At 33.7% G+C, this 19,406-nt stretch carries 23 protein-coding genes and 1 pseudogene; 11 read left to right on the top strand and 13 right to left on the bottom strand.

The genetic code is table 11. The annotated features are described in order from the left end of the window. Window positions 1-77: 77 nt before the first annotated feature. Complete coding sequence (locus tag C9J29_RS11480) at window positions 78-170, top strand: YjcZ family sporulation protein (protein WP_080709335.1); 93 nt, start codon at window positions 78-80, stop codon at window positions 168-170. 740 nt (window positions 171-910) lie between these two features. On the opposite strand, the gene C9J29_RS11470 is transcribed toward C9J29_RS11480, so the two are convergent. Further along, on the bottom strand, window positions 911-1,540 hold the full coding sequence (locus tag C9J29_RS11470) for a LysE family translocator (protein WP_043989889.1): 630 nt from the start codon (window positions 1,538-1,540) through the stop codon (window positions 911-913). 277 nt (window positions 1,541-1,817) lie between these two features. Between C9J29_RS11470 and C9J29_RS11465 the strand changes: the two genes are divergently transcribed. Then, window positions 1,818-2,006: a hypothetical protein gene (locus C9J29_RS11465; RefSeq protein ID WP_008174930.1), complete on the top strand. Its 189-nt coding sequence runs from the start codon at window positions 1,818-1,820 to the stop codon at window positions 2,004-2,006. 103 nt (window positions 2,007-2,109) lie between these two features. On the opposite strand, the gene C9J29_RS11460 is transcribed toward C9J29_RS11465, so the two are convergent. The 4 genes from C9J29_RS11460 to C9J29_RS11445 all read right to left on the bottom strand — a co-directional run bounded on the left by C9J29_RS11460 (window position 2,110) and on the right by C9J29_RS11445 (window position 4,156). After that, window positions 2,110-2,727: an FMN-binding negative transcriptional regulator gene (locus C9J29_RS11460; RefSeq protein ID WP_008174932.1), complete on the bottom strand. Its 618-nt coding sequence runs from the start codon at window positions 2,725-2,727 to the stop codon at window positions 2,110-2,112. A gap of 224 nt (window positions 2,728-2,951) precedes the next feature. Further along, window positions 2,952-3,374: an ester cyclase gene (locus C9J29_RS11455; RefSeq protein WP_008174933.1), complete on the bottom strand. Its 423-nt coding sequence runs from the start codon at window positions 3,372-3,374 to the stop codon at window positions 2,952-2,954. A gap of 239 nt (window positions 3,375-3,613) precedes the next feature. After that, window positions 3,614-3,850, bottom strand: coding sequence for a DUF3953 domain-containing protein (locus C9J29_RS11450; protein WP_089984604.1), 237 nt, complete (start codon window positions 3,848-3,850; stop codon window positions 3,614-3,616). Window positions 3,851-3,970: 120 nt separating this feature from the next. Further along, entirely contained in the window at window positions 3,971-4,156 is a 186-nt protein-coding gene (locus tag C9J29_RS11445) for a hypothetical protein (RefSeq protein ID WP_090001636.1), read from the bottom strand. 227 nt (window positions 4,157-4,383) lie between these two features. Between C9J29_RS11445 and C9J29_RS24675 the strand changes: the two genes are divergently transcribed. Continuing rightward, window positions 4,384-4,530, top strand: coding sequence for a helix-turn-helix domain-containing protein (locus C9J29_RS24675; RefSeq protein WP_237068816.1), 147 nt, complete (start codon window positions 4,384-4,386; stop codon window positions 4,528-4,530). Between the two features lie 585 nt (window positions 4,531-5,115). Beyond that, entirely contained in the window at window positions 5,116-5,268 is a 153-nt protein-coding gene (locus tag C9J29_RS11435) for a YjcZ family sporulation protein (protein ID WP_008174939.1), read from the top strand. Window positions 5,269-5,906: 638 nt separating this feature from the next. Here the strand turns inward: C9J29_RS11435 and C9J29_RS11430 are convergent. After that, window positions 5,907-7,988, bottom strand: a complete 2,082-nt coding sequence (locus C9J29_RS11430) for a serine hydrolase domain-containing protein (RefSeq protein ID WP_090001638.1) — start codon at window positions 7,986-7,988, stop codon at window positions 5,907-5,909. 374 nt (window positions 7,989-8,362) lie between these two features. Between C9J29_RS11430 and C9J29_RS11425 the strand changes: the two genes are divergently transcribed. Next, the gene (locus C9J29_RS11425) at window positions 8,363-8,629 is read left to right on the top strand and encodes a gamma-type small acid-soluble spore protein (protein WP_008174944.1); all 267 of its coding nucleotides are present in this window, start codon (window positions 8,363-8,365) and stop codon (window positions 8,627-8,629) included. A 492-nt stretch (window positions 8,630-9,121) separates the two neighbouring features. On the opposite strand, the gene C9J29_RS11420 is transcribed toward C9J29_RS11425, so the two are convergent. From C9J29_RS11420 to C9J29_RS11410, 3 genes are all read right to left on the bottom strand, one after another. Beyond that, a complete protein-coding gene (locus C9J29_RS11420) occupies window positions 9,122-9,766 on the bottom strand; it encodes a DUF1295 domain-containing protein (RefSeq protein WP_089984610.1) in 645 nt (214 codons plus the stop codon). A gap of 22 nt (window positions 9,767-9,788) precedes the next feature. After that, entirely contained in the window at window positions 9,789-10,586 is a 798-nt protein-coding gene (locus tag C9J29_RS11415; protein ID WP_090001640.1) for a MerR family transcriptional regulator, read from the bottom strand. 178 nt (window positions 10,587-10,764) lie between these two features. Continuing rightward, window positions 10,765-11,451 (bottom strand): DUF421 domain-containing protein, encoded by a 687-nt coding sequence (locus C9J29_RS11410; protein ID WP_090001642.1) that lies wholly within the window; start codon window positions 11,449-11,451, stop codon window positions 10,765-10,767. A gap of 397 nt (window positions 11,452-11,848) precedes the next feature. Here C9J29_RS11410 and C9J29_RS11405 point away from each other — a divergent pair, with 397 nt between their 5' ends. Beyond that, window positions 11,849-12,142 carry a hypothetical protein gene (locus C9J29_RS11405; protein WP_043989851.1) on the top strand — a complete coding sequence of 98 codons (294 nt, stop codon included), beginning with the start codon at window positions 11,849-11,851 and terminating at the stop codon, window positions 12,140-12,142. A 286-nt stretch (window positions 12,143-12,428) separates the two neighbouring features. On the opposite strand, the gene C9J29_RS11400 is transcribed toward C9J29_RS11405, so the two are convergent. Both C9J29_RS11400 and C9J29_RS25150 read right to left on the bottom strand, forming a co-directional pair. Further along, complete coding sequence (locus C9J29_RS11400) at window positions 12,429-12,815, bottom strand: hypothetical protein (protein ID WP_052301725.1); 387 nt, start codon at window positions 12,813-12,815, stop codon at window positions 12,429-12,431. Window positions 12,816-13,174: 359 nt separating this feature from the next. Further along, entirely contained in the window at window positions 13,175-13,438 is a 264-nt protein-coding gene (locus tag C9J29_RS25150) for a MepB family protein (protein WP_371861931.1), read from the bottom strand. 621 nt (window positions 13,439-14,059) lie between these two features. Between C9J29_RS25150 and C9J29_RS11390 the strand changes: the two genes are divergently transcribed. Continuing rightward, entirely contained in the window at window positions 14,060-14,569 is a 510-nt protein-coding gene (locus C9J29_RS11390) for a DUF3231 family protein (protein WP_008174960.1), read from the top strand. A gap of 29 nt (window positions 14,570-14,598) precedes the next feature. Beyond that, window positions 14,599-14,756, top strand: a pseudogene (locus C9J29_RS25145) (manganese catalase family protein); the annotation flags it as partial. Between the two features lie 462 nt (window positions 14,757-15,218). Here C9J29_RS25145 and C9J29_RS11380 read toward each other — a convergent pair. Beyond that, on the bottom strand, window positions 15,219-16,274 hold the full coding sequence (locus tag C9J29_RS11380) for a zinc-binding alcohol dehydrogenase family protein (RefSeq protein WP_089984621.1): 1,056 nt from the start codon (window positions 16,272-16,274) through the stop codon (window positions 15,219-15,221). 111 nt (window positions 16,275-16,385) lie between these two features. Between C9J29_RS11380 and C9J29_RS11375 the strand changes: the two genes are divergently transcribed. Continuing rightward, window positions 16,386-16,736 (top strand): winged helix-turn-helix transcriptional regulator, encoded by a 351-nt coding sequence (locus tag C9J29_RS11375; RefSeq protein WP_008174966.1) that lies wholly within the window; start codon window positions 16,386-16,388, stop codon window positions 16,734-16,736. A 77-nt stretch (window positions 16,737-16,813) separates the two neighbouring features. On the opposite strand, the gene C9J29_RS11370 is transcribed toward C9J29_RS11375, so the two are convergent. Continuing rightward, a complete protein-coding gene (locus C9J29_RS11370) occupies window positions 16,814-17,029 on the bottom strand; it encodes a DUF3955 domain-containing protein (protein WP_008174967.1) in 216 nt (71 codons plus the stop codon). A 231-nt stretch (window positions 17,030-17,260) separates the two neighbouring features. Here C9J29_RS11370 and C9J29_RS11365 point away from each other — a divergent pair, with 231 nt between their 5' ends. Beyond that, window positions 17,261-17,704 carry a hypothetical protein gene (locus C9J29_RS11365; protein ID WP_089984623.1) on the top strand — a complete coding sequence of 148 codons (444 nt, stop codon included), beginning with the start codon at window positions 17,261-17,263 and terminating at the stop codon, window positions 17,702-17,704. 161 nt (window positions 17,705-17,865) lie between these two features. Next, the gene (locus C9J29_RS11360) at window positions 17,866-19,386 is read left to right on the top strand and encodes a spore germination protein (protein ID WP_107922196.1); all 1,521 of its coding nucleotides are present in this window, start codon (window positions 17,866-17,868) and stop codon (window positions 19,384-19,386) included. Window positions 19,387-19,406: the final 20 nt, after the last annotated feature.

The raw sequence follows: 19,406 nt of genomic DNA, 5'->3' as shown, positions 1-19,406 counted from the left end.
AAGGTTTGATTAGATGAATAGCATCTCTCCTATCTATAACTTTACATATTCTAGATGATAGAAAGGAGGGATTTATAATGGGTACAAACTATGACAAACACGATAATTTATCATTCGCACTAATCGTTGTCCTATTCATACTTTTAATTATTGTCGGCACTAGGCGCTAGCTTTGTTCAACATAAATGTCGGGCAATAATTAATAGTCTCCATATAGCCTTCCTTCTTCGAGGTAAAATAATCATAACAGCCTTTTTTATGTTTACCATAAAAGGGTCGCCCCGAAAATTGACCCTTTTTTTAATTTTCATTTCTCCTCAGTCCAACAACAATAGGATTTCATACTTCACGCTAGGTTTATGGAAATAAAGTACGGCAAAATTAGAGAATAAAAAAAGACCAGGACTCTAAAAACGAGCCCTGATCCTGTTGCCACTAAGTTCTCAAGTTTATTGTATGATGGTTGGTAGTATGAATAGTAATAGAGAGCAAGCCATTAATACAAGAGTTACTTTTTTGGGTAATGTTTTTTGATTGGGGCCTTCATAAAAGCCTGAGAATTGTAACTTATTACGATACAGAATGAATAAAATTATGTATATTGCTATCCCTGGGAACCAGCCAATATCATGATCCATATTTGTTTGTAAAGTGGAATAAATGAGTTGTACCGCTCCCCACATAAGACATCCAAAAACTATAAAAATAACAATGATTCTTATTAATTCTAAGAATACGCTTCTTGTATACGACCTTTTCCGACTAACATTAATCTCCCTCTATATTCCTTTTCGAATAGACGAACAAAATGCCGTTGTAGGAATGCAAATTTTAGCCCATTTGTATATACAACGCCCACTACACCAGAATCTTTCATTTCATAAAGAGCTAGTTATATACTAATCAAACTTTATCTACGATCAAATACAAGATTAGCAGCAAGACATGTCAAAACACTTGCCATGAACCATCGTTGAACTTTTAACCACGTAGGACGTGTGCCCAATAATTTAGCAACTCTACTAGCTACCAAAACAATAATGAGATTGACTATAAAACTCACTGTGATTTGTGTTAGGCCCAATATTCCTCCCTGAATCAGTAAAGAACCCTTTGCTGGATCTTCAAATTGAGGTAATAGTGATACATACAAAATGGCAATCTTGGGATTTAGCAAATTCGTCATAAGTCCCATTAAAAATAGTTTCCTTGGTGGTTCTATAGAAACTGTCCGAGGTTCAAGTATAGATGTTGCGCCAGGTTTTATCGAATTCCAAGCGAGCCATAATAAATACACGGCTCCTGACCATTTCACCAATTCATATAAAAATGGAACCGTAATGAACAGCACTGTAAGTCCAAACATTGTGGCAATAATGTAAATGATGAAACCTAGCATTATACCTAATAATGATATGAATCCTGCCATCCGTCCTTGTGTAATAGAACGAGAAATGAGATACATCATATTCGGTCCTGGCGAGCAAACCATCCCAAGTGAAACAAGTGCAAAAGCTATCAAAGTACCAAAAGTTACCATACCTATTTTTCTACCTCTCTGATCTAGAAAAAACTTACTGAATGAATTAATTTTAATAACCCAATTTCTTTATCCATAAAATTATTGCCTAAAAGAACTAATGGTATTGTAACCTTTAAATCTACGAAATGAATAAGGAGAAATATCATGGACCGCTAAATTCTTTTCTCGATTGAAATAAGTTAACGAATTATTTTTGCTTTTCCTAAAAGGTACAGATTACTTTTCATTAATCTCTTTTCGCCATATACTTAAATCACTAAAAGGAGGTTAGAAAATGAATCATCGTCCTTTACACCAATGGCAAAAAGAACATCATCATCGAGTAAAAGATTTCCATAAAAATCACGCGTTAGCTTTAGAAAATGGCGAGAATGGAAATGGGCTGTTAGCTAAGTGGGAAAGATTTGTATACAAAAAAGGAAAGCACTTTTTAAATCTGCTAAATAATTTTACTAGTTACTAGCTGTTCTATTATAGGACAACTCATTTTTCATTTTTAATCTTCTCTTTCTTCAATTTCATCAAAAGGCAGAAACGTTCTTAACACCTCGTTTCTGCCTTTTGTTTTAGTCATTTCTGTTTTTCTTCATTGCCTCAGCTACTGCAGAAGCATATGGATCGTCTTCTTGATAAAGCTCTTTAATAATATTGGCGTAATCCGTACTATTCCGATTTTGACTTAATTTATAGGCAGCCTGAACCTCTTCTACTTTTATTTTAAATCCTTTTATTCCTTTTATTTCTTTTTGTAACATTTCAGGAGATAGCTTTTCCCACAGGACAGGGTTTTCTCGGAATTTCTCATATTTTTCTAGTAATTTTGATAAATCCTGTTCTAATTCCGTACCTTCCATAATACTTGCTTTCCCATAAATATGAACGGCTTGATAATTCCAAGTGGGTACATTTTCTTGTTCATACCAAGACGAAGAAATATAAGCATGTGGACCATTAAATATAGTTAATAGTTGATCCGTCTCCTCAAAAGTTTTCCATAACGGATTGCCGTAAGCTAAGTGACCTGTTAGGTAATAGTCATCCTGATCTTGATTAAGCAGTAATGGAATATGGGACGCTATGGGCCTCCCCTTACTTATCGCAACAATTGTCGCAAATGAATTCATTTTAATAAATTCTTGTATTTCTTTCATATCTGTTATTTTATAATACTTTGGAATAAACATATAAACCCCTCCTCTTTACAATCATTGTGAAATAAAAAATAACGATCTTCTTAATTTGTTTACAGTTTCCCTTTCACCATGTAATTTGATTATAAAAGGTTGATTGCACCTATTAAAAGAGCCAAATATGTAATTTTGGAAGGAGCCAGTGAAACGTATGATTGAAATTACCCCCCTATTAAACAATGAAGCGTGTCTAACTTTTAGGGGTCACTTCAAGGATGTTAATTATTCGTATTGCGTTTGAGTTGGTTTTCAATACCAGCTCGATCAATTTGTATCCAGTATTCTACTATTTTTTCATTTTCTATTCTATAAATCGCGCTAGCTATTTCAATAACCGGAAGATTAGTTGGCTGATATCCATCAACCTCTCCAACATGTGTACCAGCTTGTTTCCAACGTACATATACTTTCTGATCTTGTACTATGAATTCTTGTATTTCTAATGAAAAATCGCCATATGCGTCTATCATTTCTTTTACATGTTCAGCATAATCCTTTGGCGTTCTTACAACCGTTATTTCTTCTTCTGAAATAACTTGGTGTGCCAATACTTGGTCTGCCATTAATTCAGTTGCATAATCTGGATTTTTTCCTGAACGTACTTCTTCAAAAAATTTCTTAACAATATGCTCTGGTGTCATTTAAACCCTCCATTGTTATCCATGATGGCGAGGAAACCTACATCCCCCATACATTATCATAATGCAAGAATTACCGAATTGGAATATTATTCTACCAAGCCCACTCATAACCACACCAAACTCTCCACTCTCAATCTGTTGCATGTTGGCTGTTTGATGTCGTTATCAAAGCAAAAGAAAATGCCTCCACCCAAAGGTGAAAGCTTAAAAAATGGAGGTAACTTTATACCTCCTGTTTATTAAAAGATACTAGTAATGGACACAAATACTAAAAATAAAAATACCCCAATATAGAGCCAGCCATTAATTTTTCTCTCTTTTTGAAATTCTTTCAATCCTAAAATTAAAAGCAAAACTCCTAAGAACAATATCATTAAGAACTTTAACCGATAATCACCTGTGATAATTCCGTAAGTTGAAAATGAGACTACTAGGATTGAAAAAACAATTTGTAAGATTGTTAGCAAAATGACCATCACCTTTTAAATAGTGTACTTTTATTATACAATACAAAAGATGATATGGATATAATTACCACTTATAAACCCTTTAATATTAATTAAGACCTTTACCTCTTTGCAAGCTTCATTGAAAGCTTAAACTATCTCAAGTTTCAAGGTATTTCGATCGACTATGATATATTCACCTGTTGTTTTGTTCATCACTTGAGAGACTTCCTTGGTATGCGATATCTCTAACCAATCATTTTGTATATCCACCAATATTTTTATTTCCACATCACTTTTTCCACATTTCAAACCACTATAGGAAATTTTCGTCATCATACTCACCCCATTTCTATACATTTGACCACTGACTGCTGGTCTGCAGTTGTTCGTTATTGTAATATATATTGCTAGAAACTCGCCCATTATAAAATACTGATAAATCAATATTTAAAAGGGAGTTTAATTCGCTTGCGAACTGATCTCTCTTTAATTTTACTTTTTTACATTTCGCAATCAACAACAGAACCCGTTATTATAAAATACAGACAAGACAAGAAGGTTTGTTTGGAGAAAAACTTAATATTAGTAGACATTCTATCTCCAAATGGGAACGTGGAGAAAGGTACCCTAGTATTGAATTGTTAATTAAGTTAAGTGATATTTTTGATATTACGCTTGATGAATTAGTAAAGGAGGATCATTCTTAGAAAGAGAAACTCATCAAAGATAGCCAAAAATTAGTCTATCCAAGATGGAAGTTATTTTTTGATATTCTTTTAATCATTGGATTCTTATTCATACTAGCTAAGATATTCATTGTCATAGGAAATAAGTTATTTGATTTAAATATTGTGTTCCTAAAGGATTCTCTATTCTTTCAAATTGCACCATTTTTTATGACGATCATTGGAGCAATTGTTAGCGAATCTCTAGCTAAAAAATACAAATAACTATTTTAGTAATATCGTCATACACAAATCGTATAGGAGAGTCCCTTCAAACTATCTGAAGGGGCTTTATCCAGTATATATCCTCTTCAAATTTGCTCCAGTAGTTTCTGAAATGCTTTAACTATTATCATGATTAGTTATCACATTTATTAATAGTAAGGTAAAGCTAACCTGATCACACATACCCTAATTAAATCTAATGATCGCTCCTATTCCAAATGGCTTTTTTTATTGTCTCGTCTAACAAAAATATACTTTATGTAGCCCTATAATTGATAGGTTAACACCCCAATCCTTGTCTACCGCTAACATACTATGTATTGTAGAAAGGAGGGATATATTATGGGATACTGTGGAAATGTAGGCGGCATAGAAAATGGTGGCTATTATGGCGGCGGATCTAATAATGGCTCAACATTTGCCCTAATTGTTGTTCTATTTATTCTTTTGATCATTGTCGGCGCAACTTTCTTAAAAAGAGAAAAAGACTGTTAATACAACCAACGAGCTGTAGCGTGTGTACCGCTACAGCTCTTATTTCTAGAACGTCTATCTGAGTTGAACGCTTCTATCACAAAACTTTTGATACATAAATAACACTTAGAACATCCTATTCCCAGATACTAGGCTCTCCTAATTTTTTCTTTCATCTTGACCACTTCCTAAATTAGAAGGTGGTCCTGTAAATTTACAATACAATGGAGACCATATAATTTTTATTTAAAGACAATTAACTAAAAATCACAGAAAAAAAATCATATAAATAATAGTGTTAAGCCATATGGTTTAGCTTCGCGTATCCCATTTTGTACCCTTATTCTAATTGCCCATTATGAAATTTCTTATTATGGAAATGGCTCAATTTTTTAATTTACTTCCCTCCCAAAATCAATTGACCATATCTTGCAATGTGTAGGATGCTTCTATGGAATATTAGAAAATGAAGTTCAGTAGTTGTATCTTTTCACTATTAATATAAGAATAAAATGAAAATCACTCATTATTTTTCAAATGAGTGATTTTGTGTGTATTAATTCTTATCTTCTATCTATTTCATGGCATAAAATAAGAATGTTATCATGTGGGCAGTGGTTTACATGTATACTCAGAATACCCATCCGATTGTATTAGAACTAGTTCAACGTGATTGTAAACTCCGAGTTCGGTGCACCCGCAAATACAACCGTTCCGTTCTTCGGCAGCTTTACTTTGTTATTGCCGCTCACAACAGTAAAATTGACGTATAGTCCTTCCTCATCATACACTGCGAACGAACTTTTTGCTGGTAATGACACTGTCATCGTTTTCCCTGCTGCCGCTTGCGGGATCGTAAACCATTTTGCATGCCCACTTGCTTGTAACTTCACTTTGGATGTTTGATCTGCATCAAGTGATTTTACGTTGGACCCACTTACGTATAACAATCCGCCCATCTCCATATATTCATTACCACCTTCTGTATAGAAACGAGCTTCCGACGTATCACGACCTGCCGATACAGGGATCTGAAGCTGATGCGCAGCCGTGTTTGGACCTGTAATTTTTCTGCCATTCCAATAGCCATCTAGATCTTCATTACGATTAATTTGTGTTGTCAGCATCATTGGTAAGAGATATAGCGCAGAACTATATTTTTCGTTTACGAGATAATACTTAACCCCTTCCCTTTGTGCCCATGCGACAGTCGTTTCCTTCGATAGCATATTGTCTTCTAGTTTCTCGGCTAAATATTGAGTAACCGCTACTTGCCCTAAACCCGGTAACGAAATAAATGAGCTCTCCACTAAATATGTTCGGTCATTCTTTTCTTTAATGAAGTAGAGCTTGGAAGTGCCTGTCTCATGAATGAAGCTTCCATCTGCAGTATAGACATATTTTTCTTCTGAATTACCGGGTAAGAGTAGTTCTCCATTCTTCGTAATTTCTATGTTGAAATGACTGAAACTATTGCCGTAAAAACCCGCTTTCTTTGCTATATCTTCAGGCATCTTGGCCTTGACCGGCTTGCCAAAGGATTTGTTCGGCTTGATATCCTTTATTACGCCTTTTTCTTTAAGCGCAGCGAGCAGTATTTCTGTCGCCATCAGTTGATTTGTAGAGCTACTACCGCCAGATGACAACACAGCCACTGCCATCTTCTGCTCAGGAAGTACGACCAATGAAGCATGTTGTAGTCCTGTATCTCCACCTTTAGCCAAGCCCTTTATCCCGTATTCACTGAATGGATATAGTTTCACACTATCCCAGCCAAGACCATAGTTGATAATATTATCTCCATCTCCTGGCCACATTCCTTTTTTATATTCCTCTTGCTCCATTGCCTTGACTGCCTTATCAGAGAGAATTCCTTTTTCATGTCCCATAAATATTTGTGAAAAACGCACCATATCTTCTGCTGTGGATGAGATTCCTCCCGTTCCAATCACATTCACCGATTCAGCAGGAAGCTGCCCTTCGTATGTTGGAAAATAAAGTCCAGCAAACTTGTCATTTTTCCCTGTGTTCTGCGGTGTTTTCGTATGATTGAGCTTTAAGGGTTCCGTAAACTGCTGATGTATAAATTCGGTAAAGCTCATTCCACTTACTTTTTCCACCATAATCTCAGCCAGTGTAAAGCCGTCGTTGCAGTATACCGAGAATGCACCAGGGTCCGCTTTTAAGCTCTGGTTGGACAATTGTCGCAACAAATTATCATGGGCATACGTATCATTATCATCAAATAAAAAGCTATTACCGTACCCAGTACCTTGCAAGCCGGAGGAGTGGTTCAGCAGCATACGTGGCGTAATGCGTTTGTAACGCTCGTCTTTCATCTGAAAATCAGGAACATAATGAACGACTGGAACATCTAAATCAACTTTTCCTTCGTCGACCAATTTCATCACAGCCGCCGTTGTATAGATTTTACTAACTGAACCAATCCCGTAAAGGGTATTTTTAGTCAGCGGCTGTTTTCCTTCCATATCGTTCTTGCCTGCTTGACCCGACAAAATAACTTTACCATTATCAATTAGCGCATACTGCACACTAGTCGTCTCATAGGACTGCGTGAGTAGATTTGCCTTCTCTGCTGCAATTTTTTTCAGTTTATGGTTAGCAACTTCTTGGCTCACTACAACCGTAGTCTGATTGTCAGAAACTGCCATAGCCCCTGTTGGTAGGCTTATCGTTAACGCTAAAGTAGCAGCTAACACCCCGGATAATTTATTTTTCATGAAAAAAATTTCCTCCTTAGTGAAGTAATAGATTTTAAGAAAATATTTCTTAGAAAAAAGAAATATTTTCTATAAATAGAATATCGTAGTATACTATGTTCGTAAATACAATGATAGACTTATCCCCTTTCAGGCTTAAGACCTATAATTAACGACGTAACTTAAAATGACCAGCATGACTAAATTAGCTTTGCTGGTCATTTCTATTAAGCTATCTACAATATTTATGAGTTGCGCTATTTAAATTATTACTTTGTTTCACCCTCTACTAGCCAAGCTGCTGATTAGGTCGAAACCTTTAAACGTATAAGCTTTAGAAAAAAACGGATATAAATACACCTTCTGTACACACTAATTACAGGAGGTGATTTATAATGGCGAACAACAATCAAAACTTTAACTCAAAAACTCCAAATGCCATGAGCCAGGAATTTGGAAATGAAACTGATGTAAATCAAATTAAACAACAAATCCAACAAGCTGAAGCTAAGAAAATGCAAGCTTCTGGTTCAACGAATTCGATGAGCCAAGAATTCGGAAATGAGACGGATGTTAATGAAATCAGACAGCAAATTCAACAAGCTGAAACTAACAAAAAATTTGCGTCAGGTCGATTTTCAAACGAAAACAATACAAAGTAAATTTACTCATCATCCACAACCGGCAGCCTTTGCCGGTTGTATTTATATTCTTTTTTATAAAGTCCTCCCTCAAAGTTATTGTTCAGTAAGCTTTTTGAAGTATAAAATGAACTCCATATTGTTTTTCTCTACTAAAGAAGCTGAAGAGATTTAAAGTGGCTTTTGTTTTTTATTATGACAAGTTCATTTCTTCTTAATTCCTTTCTTTTAAAACATCTCATCCTAGCTAAAATGATTAAAAGTAATAAGTAACATTCCATTGCATACATTGATATTGGTGCCTCGCACGCACTTTTTATTAGCTGTGGCGTTTATTAAAAGCCGCAGCTTTTTTATCTTTGTAAGACGAAGAACTAGCTAATCCAAATATGCGAAGCAACAAGCAAAACCCGTTAATGGTACATATTAGTAATTATTTTTTATAGAATAAAAATAGGCAAATGTCCCAAGTTAAAGGGTGATCTTGCTCTGTTTGAAACGCTTGTTTTGGATTTACCAGATAAACGGAATTAACTTTTTTGTTTTCAATTTATATACTGTAAATTGTTCTCCATACTTGCTCTGTAAATAATCGTCGGATTTAGGAATATATCCAAATACAAATACTAAAATTAGACCAAGTGGTATAAGTAAACTATAAATATTGTTAGAGATGAGCGCTAAACCTAATACCCAGAGGCAATCCCCTAGATAATTAATATGAATTGCATATTTAAATAATCCTCCAGTATATAGCATTCCTTGATTATCAGGATTGTCTTTAAAAGGCTTTCTTAACAACTCTGAAACGGTGTTTAGCATACTTCCTCCTACAAATAATACCCAACCTAAAATAAGGACAACTACATTTGGATCTTGATTACTAGTAATCATTAAGATTGGGAAGCCTAAATAATAGATCCCAAAAGCCATACTGTTCATAATAGCTTCTTGCCATGCTATGCCTCTAGTCAACCAAATAAACATCATAGCCGTTAATCGTAAAGCTGTAATAATCAAAGCAATAAAAAGCCCTAGTGCAATGCCTGATTTGTCATAAGTAATGAAAAGTAAATAATATGCAATGACCAGATAGATCATTTCAGCAACTACAATCAAGATTTTTTCTTTTATCGTTGGCTGGTTAATGCCATACATTGTATTACACTCCTTCAACTTCTTATTGGATAGGAAAATATACTTCTACAATATTATTTTCCTCCGATGTACTATATGGATTCGTTTGATAAACTTCAAACGGCGCACCATTCAGATTATAGTGATTATCTTTAATCCACATATGTAGCTTTGTATGAATAGACGGTAATTCATCATAAGAGCCAGTAAGCGTTGCCATTGCGCAAAGACCGGGGTTAAACACTTTTGTTTCATGTGTGGCCTCTGCCAAGGGAATTGCTATTTCTACATCATATTTTTCTGGTACATATTCTGCGCTATGAAAAATGGCAAGTGGTTTCGCAATAGGTGCTAAATTTGCAAACAAAGCTCTACTCAATAATTCATTAAAGTGTAATAGAAAATCAGCGGTATTCATTTGTTTTCGTTGAGATAATATATGAAAGGTCAAGTGATTCATAAGTTTAATCTCTATTTTATCTAAGTAACCCATGATATGTTCCGCTTTATTTAAGCGTTGAATATCAAGCTCTAATTTCTTTAATAGCGAACAATAATCAGTTATATGTTTTGTTAATTTTTCTTGCTTGGTTTGCATTTTAGCGTTTAAAAAGTCCGTATCTTCCAAATTTGCTAAAATATCTTTGATTGCTTCAAGCGAAAATAAATAGTTTTTTAATCGCGTAATCAATAGAGCCGTTTTTAATTGGGAAAGATGATAGTAGCGATAGTTATTTTGACTGTCTATGGAAGCAGGCTTTAAAAGCTCAATTTCATCATAGTATCGAAGTGTCTTCAACGTAAGATGTGATATTTTCGAGAATTCACCAATTGAAAGCATAATCATCACCTCCTTTAATCAATTACTTTAAATATAATGTTTCCTGTAAGGGGAAGGTCAATAAAAATAGCTATATTTTATTACTTTCGTAGCTAGCCTTCGATTGTTTTTTTACTGGCTGCTGCGTGAGCTTCAAAAAAATAACCAGGTACTCCATTGAGTGACTGGTTACTTTTGTTTAGAATTTTTGTATAAATAAGCTTCCATCAGATTGAATCTCAGCATAAAATACTTCATCTATCTCTTTTATATGGGCCCTGCTTAATTCATTTTTTAACCAATCTCTACTTTTACCAACTTCTAATAAATTTTTAGGTAATAATTTTCCATCCGTAATTATTTCAATCGGTAAATAAGTGGGTGGCGAAGGATATATGTTTAAGTCACTTTTTTGTGTCCCTTGATATTCAGGCTTTTTGAGAATACTAAGTCTACCATCGGGTTCTAGTATGGCGAAATCAATTTCTGTTATTGAAAAGATTTGATTTTGCCTAATCAGCATCGTTAGGTCATCGATATTCACACCTGTTCTTTTTAATGCTTTTCTGTCTATCTTTCCATGTTTTATAATAATTGTAGGTTGACCATCAAGGATTACTCTAATTTTCCCTGACTTAAGACTTATATAACTAATAATTATAGTAAGTAAACACCAAATTACTAGGCTAAGTAAATCCTTTGTGTAATCTTTTGTACTAAGAATAACCATATTTGCAGCCATGGACCCTATTGTTATTCCTGTTACATAATTAAAAAAAGTTAAATGACTTAATTGTTTTTTTCCTAAAAGACGTGTAAGAGCCAGAAGGACAAAAAAAGTTATAATTGTTTCAATAGCTATTTGTAAGTAGCCTATATCGTTCATTGTTTCACTCCTATCCATAATAGAATGGTCAACTTTTTAAGAAAATACACAAATAGCCCAGGCTCAAAATTAATGCAGTGCCTGGGCTTTAATAATTTTCTACTTGTGCTTGAAGAGCAATATTAACATAGCGTAGTACCACGTCATTTTCTGCTGTAGATAAAAATCTTGATACGCCTTTGTAACACTGCGTCGTCATTAGCCATGTCCATCCTTTTTAGATAGGTGAATTGTTTTATAATGGAACTTATACTCTTTGTAAGCGTATTTAAGTAAATAGATGTAAAATGGAAAATCCCGCTTCCGAAGTTAAAAGAAGGCTTATCTTTCAACCATCGGTGCAGAATAGTTCAACAATCGTATTAATGGTGTGTTTGTTTATGAAGGAGGGCGTCATATGGATAGGTTTTTCATAATACTTATGGTCTTGTTTATCATTATTGCGAATATGATTGCGTTTATAGCGTACAGAAAAAAGAATAATCTTTATGTTTCCGCGTTCATACTATTACTACTAGCAGTCTTCTTTGGTGCAATTGGTGGGACTTTAGCGATAATGGTTATTCGCGATCCTTTTGCGTTGTTTTATGGCATGCAAATAGGGTACTTTTTATTGATCAATAGTGTCATCGTTTTGATGCTCGCCATTTTAGCAACTGTCATTAAAAAATTTAATAGCAATAAAATGTGATTTTACGCTTATTGGACTGTACATTTAAAAAGCCCATTACCAATTGATAACAGGCTTTAGCATCTTTATCGCCATTAGAAACACTCGTGGATGATATCATAACTTCGAATTCAAAGATTGATCTTTATTAAGAATTTAATTAGAGAGTTTGGTTCATTTTCTATCAATGTTGTTCAACAACCTCGCCCGTTTGTTGAAGACTGGGAAGGAGGATTCTTCTGTCGGAAAATGATAAACACAAGTAGCCTCGAATACTTTAAAAGCATTCGAGACTTTAGACTTTACTTTAATTTGATATTTTAAAGGGCAGTAGTAAATCTTCATCTGTATAAGTAGTGAGGTATTCCCCTCCCATGTGCATCTTCGAACAAGTAGCATCCTCACATGTAAAAATAAATGTTTTTTTAGTGGTTTTAACCTCAATCTCCATATTGAATGGAAAATGTCCACCTGTACTTTTGTTTATATAAGGTGCAAGGGCAATGACGTTCGAATATTTCGCTATATGTTGGTAATCCTCGCTCTCAACTGTTAACTGAGCCATTTGATTTAAAAAAATTTGTTCTTCCTCAGTTGGCTCGTACCATAGATCCAAAAAAAGCCATTTCCCGAACATATAAAAATTTACCGATAAACTAACAACAAATATACCTAAAACAATCGTCTTCTTCATCATCCCACTCCATTTATCTTATGTTTTATTGTAAATATACATAAGTTGTATTAAAGTGTAATTTTACACTTTTGATATACTTTGTAAAGTGAGTTTTTAAAAAAGCTCGTTCTTATAGGTAATAGAAGTAATCTATACGAATAGTTTAATGCTGCATTTAATGACTTTAGACTGCGTTCCTCCACAATTTGGCACTAAAAAAACGCGTTCCTAAATAAACGCACCCGATTGTTGAATAAGCTATATATGAACTCGAAATGTATAGTAAATATTTGAATGACACAGTTAAAGATATCTAATTTTAGAAGGAGTATAATTTTAATAGCTCATGGTTTGGAAAACTAGTACTAGCGTCTATTTTAACAAAATATGGTGATTGCCATTTTTCCCTTTGAATTAACGTTTTTAAGGATCTTTTGTTTTAAAAGAACTTCTTTTGGAAAAACAAATTGGCCAAAATCACCACTATTATTAAAAGTGTTTATTACTAGTAAATCAGTGGCATTATCATATGAGAATGCTTGGTTTTTATTAGCTTCATCCTTTTCCCAAAAGGAAACAAATTGGCCTACCTTGGTAGGTGTTATTTTTGCCACTCTAAATCTAACAGATTTAAAATTCAACTGAAATATCCCAGCCCCGTACTCAGAATTTTGAGTTTCCTCTCGGATGTTTTTTTATAATTAATTGATTAGGTTCATAAAGTAATTCATTTACATATGTTAATATTTCATTAAATTCATTCATAGTTTTACTCCTTATCTAATACTACGAATACCAATTTATCACCTGCCTACTTGTTACCGCTATTGCAAAGCTTTATATTAGTCTCTCCATTTTGATTCACTGCACAATTAGTTTCAAGTAAGTAAACCATATCACTACTTATATCTTTCTCTACATTACCAACGCATAAGAGTTATGTCTATTTCTATCAAGATAACGGCTGAGGAAGTCATACTTAAATCCGTTAAAGGAACTGCAGAGATTTCACTTGCTGTGACTTTTTTGATAAAGTAACCGCCTATCATAGTCAGCTTTGGATACATAATATAAATCTAGGTATTGTTGCTCCTAACATTTACTTAATTACTTGATCACTTTCTGTATAGAAGTTGGTCCTTTTTAGTTCATTTTATTACCTCAAACCCTTAAATATTTTATTAAAAATTGAATGGTAATTATTATTTCATCCATACTAACCTTGCTTTTAATGGCGAAAAACAAGAAAAGGAAGTGTTATTATGGGTATTCTTGGTGGAAATCCAAAAGATGAACCATTGCATTATGGTGAAGTATTTAGTGTCTGGTTAAGTTTAATTGCAGACTATGGTATGATTTCGGGCTATCAAACGTTTTATAATCACGCTGGGGATGAAGATCTTAAAAAAATTATTGAAGATATCATCGAAACATGTAGGGATGAAGTAAAACAATTAGAAAAAATTCTAAAAACGAATGGTGTTGCTTTACCACCTGCTTCACCTGAACGACCTGTAGCAAGAATGGAAGATATCCCTCCTGGTGCTAAATTTAATGATCCAGAAATTAGTGCTGCACTGTCAGTAGACCTAGCTGCTGGATTAGTTGCATGTAGTCAGGCAATGGGCACTTCCACTCGAGAGGATATTGCTTTAATGTATGGCCAATTCCATACTGCAAAAGCTCTTATCGGTGCTAAACTACTGCGTCTCAACAAAAATAAAGGTTGGCTTGTACCACCACCATTGCATGTAGATTACCCTGAAAAATAAAGCCAATTTCCCCGAATCGAGGAATTAAAATGTATGATTACAAAGAAGAATTAATTAACATTATTAAACCTGACATACCAGATCCACAAGCAGCACGTGTCATGCAAGAAATACTAGGTGGTCATTATGGGAAATGAGAACCATGATGCAATACTTTTTCCAAAGCTCTAATTTTAGAGGCAAAGAAACGCATTAGCTCCAACTCGTATCGGTGAAATATTCCAAGGACAAACTCCAAGTAGAAATGGTGGAGATCTAAATGTGACTCCTCCACCTGAAGGATTCCCAGTACCAGTTATGCCAGAGATGCCAAATGAACACAGCATAGGCCTTAAAGATATGAATAATTAACATCTATATCTAAGCTGTAACGTGCGAGGACGTTGCAGCTTTTTCTCATTTCCGAACATTACTTTGGATCAAATGCAGTTTTAGATATCCATACATAAACATTATCTAATATTTAAAATGCGAAAAATCTTAACCCTTTTATAAATTAGTTTTATCCTTGCAACCAATCCTTTTAAATAAAACATCAATAATGACGATTAAATTTAGTCGATTGTTAGCCTACTCTGCCCTTCACTCTATTTATCACACGAATAAAATACTGCCAATGAAGGTGAAAAACAAAGGCAGTCACAATGTCTTATTTAAAACCCTCAAGCACAATTTTCCCAATAGTTTTTCCATTCTCAAGAATAGCGTGAGCTTTTCTTAAATTATCTGCATTAATTGGATATAGAATTTCAGATATTGTGGTTTTTAAAATATTACTATCAACTAAAATAGCTATTCTATTTAATAATTTATGTTGTTCATTCATATCTTCAGTCTGATACATAGATCGTGTAAACATAAACTCCCACACAAATGTTACGCTTTTATTTTTAAGTAATGTCAAATTAATTGGCTCATCTGTTTCTACAATAGAACAAATTGTTCCTTGTGGAGCGATAGCCTCGGCCATATTGGCCCAATATTCTTGTGTCGAATTCAAACATAGAATATAATCAACTGCTTCAAAACCTATTATTTTAAGCTGCGGAATAAATTCCTCATAGTGATTTATGATATAGTCTGCACCTAGGTCAGTAGCCCAAACACGTGACTCTTGTCTAGAAGCTGTACCTATAACCGTTAGCCCAGCCCATTTAGCTAGTTGGATTGCAATAGAACCTACCCCACCAGCTGCACCAATAATTAAAATTGTTTTATTTTTATTTTCATTTGATAAACTACTAACTTTCATTCTATCAAATATGGCCTCATACGCAGTAATTGAAGTCAATGGTAATGCGGCAGATTCTGCAAAATTTAATGACTTTGGCTTATGACCTACAATCCTCTCATCGACAAGATGAAATTCACTATTACAACCTTGACGTGTTATATCGCCTGCATAATATACCTCATCACCTGGTTTAAACAATGTACATAATGGACCAGACTCTACAACAATGCCTGCCACATCCCACCCTAAAATTTTAGGAGTGTCCTCAAACTTTTCTTTCGGAGTTCTTACTTTATAATCTACTGGATTCACTGAAACTGCCTTTACTTTAATTAATAAATCTCTATCTTTAACACTTGGCTTTGCAATTTGTAAATCTAATAAACTCTCTGGTTGATCAACAGGTAAGTATTGATGTAAACCTACAGCTTTCATTTTTTCCATAATTAAAATTGCTCCTTTTTCCTTCATTTTTTATTTCCTTATGTCAGCTATAATAATACGATGATATATTTAATGTAAGTACGCACATTTTTGTTGTATAGTATCAATTTTTATACTAATTAATCTGGAGGTATTTTAATGACAGATAGTAATCAAATCAACCCTTATTCAGCTTGTCCTGATGCCTATGGATGTCCTGTTGAAGCAACACTTGCGGTAATTGGTGGTAAATGGAAAGGTGTTATTTTATATCACCTTATGTCAGGAACGAAGCGTTTCAATGAATTTAGACGTTTGATGCCCGATATTACTCAAAGAATGTTAACGTTACAACTCCGTGAATTAGAGAAGGATGGTATAATCCATAGAGAAATCTTTAAAGAAGTACCACCCAAAGTAGAATATTCGCTAACTGAATTCGGTCGTACACTTGAACCAATAATAAAACTTATGAGAGATTGGGGAGAGCAGTATAATTTGAAAAAATAATATTTTCTTTGAGTAAAATAAATATGTAAATATATAAAACAACCAGGTCACATCAGACCTGGTTGTTTTATATATTATTATTTAACGTATTGTGTTTTTTTAATAACCGAAATTAGTGCTACCCCTACTACACATATAAATCCAATAAATAACAATAAAAATCCTATTGGAATAAGAAAGAATGGTTCTTCTAATGTACCATCAGGTGCTACATTACTCCCTTTCATCATAAAGATTAAAAAACTAAGTACTCCTAATATAATTGGTGTTGATGCAAAAATATATTTTTTCATAACTTATTTCCTCCATTCTAAATATTTTAATGTAAAAAGTTTTGATTCTTCCACTGCTTCTTCCTACAACTTGCTGTAACAATTATAAACCCGAAATATATTCTAAATCAATCTTTTTTTATTGATAAACAATAAATTTTTATTTCTATTCAACTTATTTTAAATTGACATTTTAATATTCTACCTATAAAATGACCATAACCTCATTGTTAATTTGGAAGGGTGATTATTATGTACTATGAAGATTTAATGCAATGGAAAGGTTATTTGTTTTTAGATAATATAGTAGAGCCAGGGACAAACTCTTTAAGAATTTCTATTCATAGAGCTTCCATTAGTTCAAAAGGCGAGGATGTAAGTTTTGATGAAAATACATTTAATGATGTCCATCCTATTGAAATTGATAAGACCTTGCCGGTCATACATTTAGAATTCGATACATATGTAGCCTACTCTGTTTTTGACGAATCTTTTCATTTTGTAAATCAAGAAGATGATTTCTTGGGTAACTCAGTACGTCTTTTTACAAAATCAACTTATTTAGATTTCATAAGTAAAGGGACTATAGCTCTCGATATATATTCCTACAAGGAGCTATTCCATTATCAGATTGTGTGTTTAGACCATATAATTGATATTGTTTCATTTGATAAACCTACTATTTTAAGCAGCTAAAGTTTTTAAAACAGTCAACGAGTTTTGTTGACTGCTTTTTTATTTCTATCAAAAAATAAATACATAATTCTATTAAACTCTTCCTCTCTTCATTAAATCTAGTATAAACTCACTATCTATTGCATATTCTATTAAATAGAAAACTAAAGGAGGACATTGTAGTGAGCAATTCAGAAATCGATAATCTCTTAAAAAATAAAACCATTACGTCACTTTCTACATCTCTCCCGAAAAATATCAAAACTATTAAAAACTCAATCGGTAACAGCAATGATATTATTATCCGTGAATTTTTGATTGGTAAACCTATAGAAGTACCAATAGCTATTATTTATACAGATGGTCTTGCTGATAATACCTCGATTACTGACTTTATATTAGAATCTATTATCTCTGATTTTGAGGTAACATCAGATACTCCTTTACAAGAAATTGTAGATCGATTAAAAACTTATTGCTTAACTGTAGGGAGTATAAAAAATGTTTCAGATTTCCCTTCATTGTTTAACGCTATTTTAAGTGGAGAAACTGTTTTATTATTAGAGGGACTTGCTATAGGCATCTCTACAAGTACAAAAAGCTCTAAAGATAGATCTATCACAGAACCGGTAACAGAAGCTGTTATTAGAGGGCCCAGAGAGTCATTTACCGAGACATTACGAACCAATACAGCTTTAATTAGACGCAAAATAAAAAGTCCTAATCTTTGGATAAAAACAAGAGTTATTGGTGAAGTTACCCAAACGGAAATAGCCATTATGTATATAAATGGTATTGCAAATGAAAAAATAGTGAAGGAAGTGCTCAAAAGATTAGATAGAATTGACATAGATGGCATTCTGGAGAGTGGTTATATTGAACAATTAATTCAAGATTCAAAGTTTACTATATTTCCTACTGTTTATAATTCCGAGCGTCCAGATGTTATAGCTGGAGAATTGCTTGAAGGTAAAATTGCTATTTTAGTAGATGGTACACCTTTTGTTTTAATCGTACCTGCTTTATTCACTTCTTTTTTACAATCAGCAGAAGATTATTATCAAAGCGCTTTTGTCAGTTCATTTATTCGACTTATTCGGTTTTTAGGTATCAGCCTTGCCTTGGTTGCCCCTTCTCTCTATATTTCTCTAACGACTTTTCATCAAGAAATGATTCCAACACGCCTACTTATCAGTATATATGCACAGCGAGAAGGTGTTCCTTTCCCTGCATTTGTAGAGGCTTTAATTATGGAAATTGCATTTGAAGTGTTAAGGGAAGCAGGATTAAGGATGCCTAGAATGATTGGATCCGCAATCTCTATAGTCGGAACACTAATCATTGGCCAAGCAGCCGTTGAGGCAGGTATTGTATCAGCAGCAATGGTTATTATTGTTGCTTTGACAGCCATTTGTAGTTTTCTTTTCCCAGCCTATGGTCTATCCAATTCTATCCGTATTTTACGTTTCCCATTAATGGTGTTAGCAGCTATGTTTGGACTGTTTGGAGTTTTTGTAGGAATTATGCTTTTGATTATCCATCTATGTAGTTTGCGTTCTTTTGGTGTTCCATACATGAGCCCATTTGCACCTTTAATACCAAAAGATCAAAAAGATGCGCTCATTATTTTTCCACGACGTTCCTTACTCACACGTCCACGATTGATCAGTCAAATTAATAATGTTAGAGGGCGTAAAAATTAGTAATAATTAACTGTTAAATG

The organism is Lysinibacillus fusiformis (assembly GCF_003049525.1).
Taxonomy (GTDB): Bacteria; Bacillota; Bacilli; order Bacillales_A; family Planococcaceae; genus Lysinibacillus; species Lysinibacillus fusiformis.
This window is presented reverse-complemented; position numbering and strand designations above follow the sequence as displayed.

What these genes read in the sequence shown, in the direction of transcription:
- C9J29_RS11480 (WP_080709335.1), top strand. Translation starts at nt 78, where the DNA reads ATGGGTACAAACTATGACAAACACGATAATTTATCATTCGCACTAATC.
- C9J29_RS11470 (WP_043989889.1), bottom strand. Translation starts at nt 1,540, where the DNA reads ATGGTAACTTTTGGTACTTTGATAGCTTTTGCACTTGTTTCACTTGGG.
- C9J29_RS11465 (WP_008174930.1), top strand. Translation starts at nt 1,818, where the DNA reads ATGAATCATCGTCCTTTACACCAATGGCAAAAAGAACATCATCATCGA.
- C9J29_RS11460 (WP_008174932.1), bottom strand. Translation starts at nt 2,727, where the DNA reads ATGTTTATTCCAAAGTATTATAAAATAACAGATATGAAAGAAATACAA.
- C9J29_RS11455 (WP_008174933.1), bottom strand. Translation starts at nt 3,374, where the DNA reads ATGACACCAGAGCATATTGTTAAGAAATTTTTTGAAGAAGTACGTTCA.
- C9J29_RS11450 (WP_089984604.1), bottom strand. Translation starts at nt 3,850, where the DNA reads ATGGTCATTTTGCTAACAATCTTACAAATTGTTTTTTCAATCCTAGTA.
- C9J29_RS11445 (WP_090001636.1), bottom strand. Translation starts at nt 4,156, where the DNA reads ATGACGAAAATTTCCTATAGTGGTTTGAAATGTGGAAAAAGTGATGTG.
- C9J29_RS11435 (WP_008174939.1), top strand. Translation starts at nt 5,116, where the DNA reads ATGGGATACTGTGGAAATGTAGGCGGCATAGAAAATGGTGGCTATTAT.
- C9J29_RS11430 (WP_090001638.1), bottom strand. Translation starts at nt 7,988, where the DNA reads ATGAAAAATAAATTATCCGGGGTGTTAGCTGCTACTTTAGCGTTAACG.
- C9J29_RS11425 (WP_008174944.1), top strand. Translation starts at nt 8,363, where the DNA reads ATGGCGAACAACAATCAAAACTTTAACTCAAAAACTCCAAATGCCATG.
- C9J29_RS11420 (WP_089984610.1), bottom strand. Translation starts at nt 9,766, where the DNA reads ATGTATGGCATTAACCAGCCAACGATAAAAGAAAAAATCTTGATTGTA.
- C9J29_RS11415 (WP_090001640.1), bottom strand. Translation starts at nt 10,586, where the DNA reads ATGCTTTCAATTGGTGAATTCTCGAAAATATCACATCTTACGTTGAAG.
- C9J29_RS11410 (WP_090001642.1), bottom strand. Translation starts at nt 11,451, where the DNA reads ATGAACGATATAGGCTACTTACAAATAGCTATTGAAACAATTATAACT.
- C9J29_RS11405 (WP_043989851.1), top strand. Translation starts at nt 11,849, where the DNA reads ATGGATAGGTTTTTCATAATACTTATGGTCTTGTTTATCATTATTGCG.
- C9J29_RS11400 (WP_052301725.1), bottom strand. Translation starts at nt 12,815, where the DNA reads ATGAAGAAGACGATTGTTTTAGGTATATTTGTTGTTAGTTTATCGGTA.
- C9J29_RS11390 (WP_008174960.1), top strand. Translation starts at nt 14,060, where the DNA reads ATGGGTATTCTTGGTGGAAATCCAAAAGATGAACCATTGCATTATGGT.
- C9J29_RS11380 (WP_089984621.1), bottom strand. Translation starts at nt 16,274, where the DNA reads ATGAAGGAAAAAGGAGCAATTTTAATTATGGAAAAAATGAAAGCTGTA.
- C9J29_RS11375 (WP_008174966.1), top strand. Translation starts at nt 16,386, where the DNA reads ATGACAGATAGTAATCAAATCAACCCTTATTCAGCTTGTCCTGATGCC.
- C9J29_RS11370 (WP_008174967.1), bottom strand. Translation starts at nt 17,029, where the DNA reads ATGAAAAAATATATTTTTGCATCAACACCAATTATATTAGGAGTACTT.
- C9J29_RS11365 (WP_089984623.1), top strand. Translation starts at nt 17,261, where the DNA reads ATGTACTATGAAGATTTAATGCAATGGAAAGGTTATTTGTTTTTAGAT.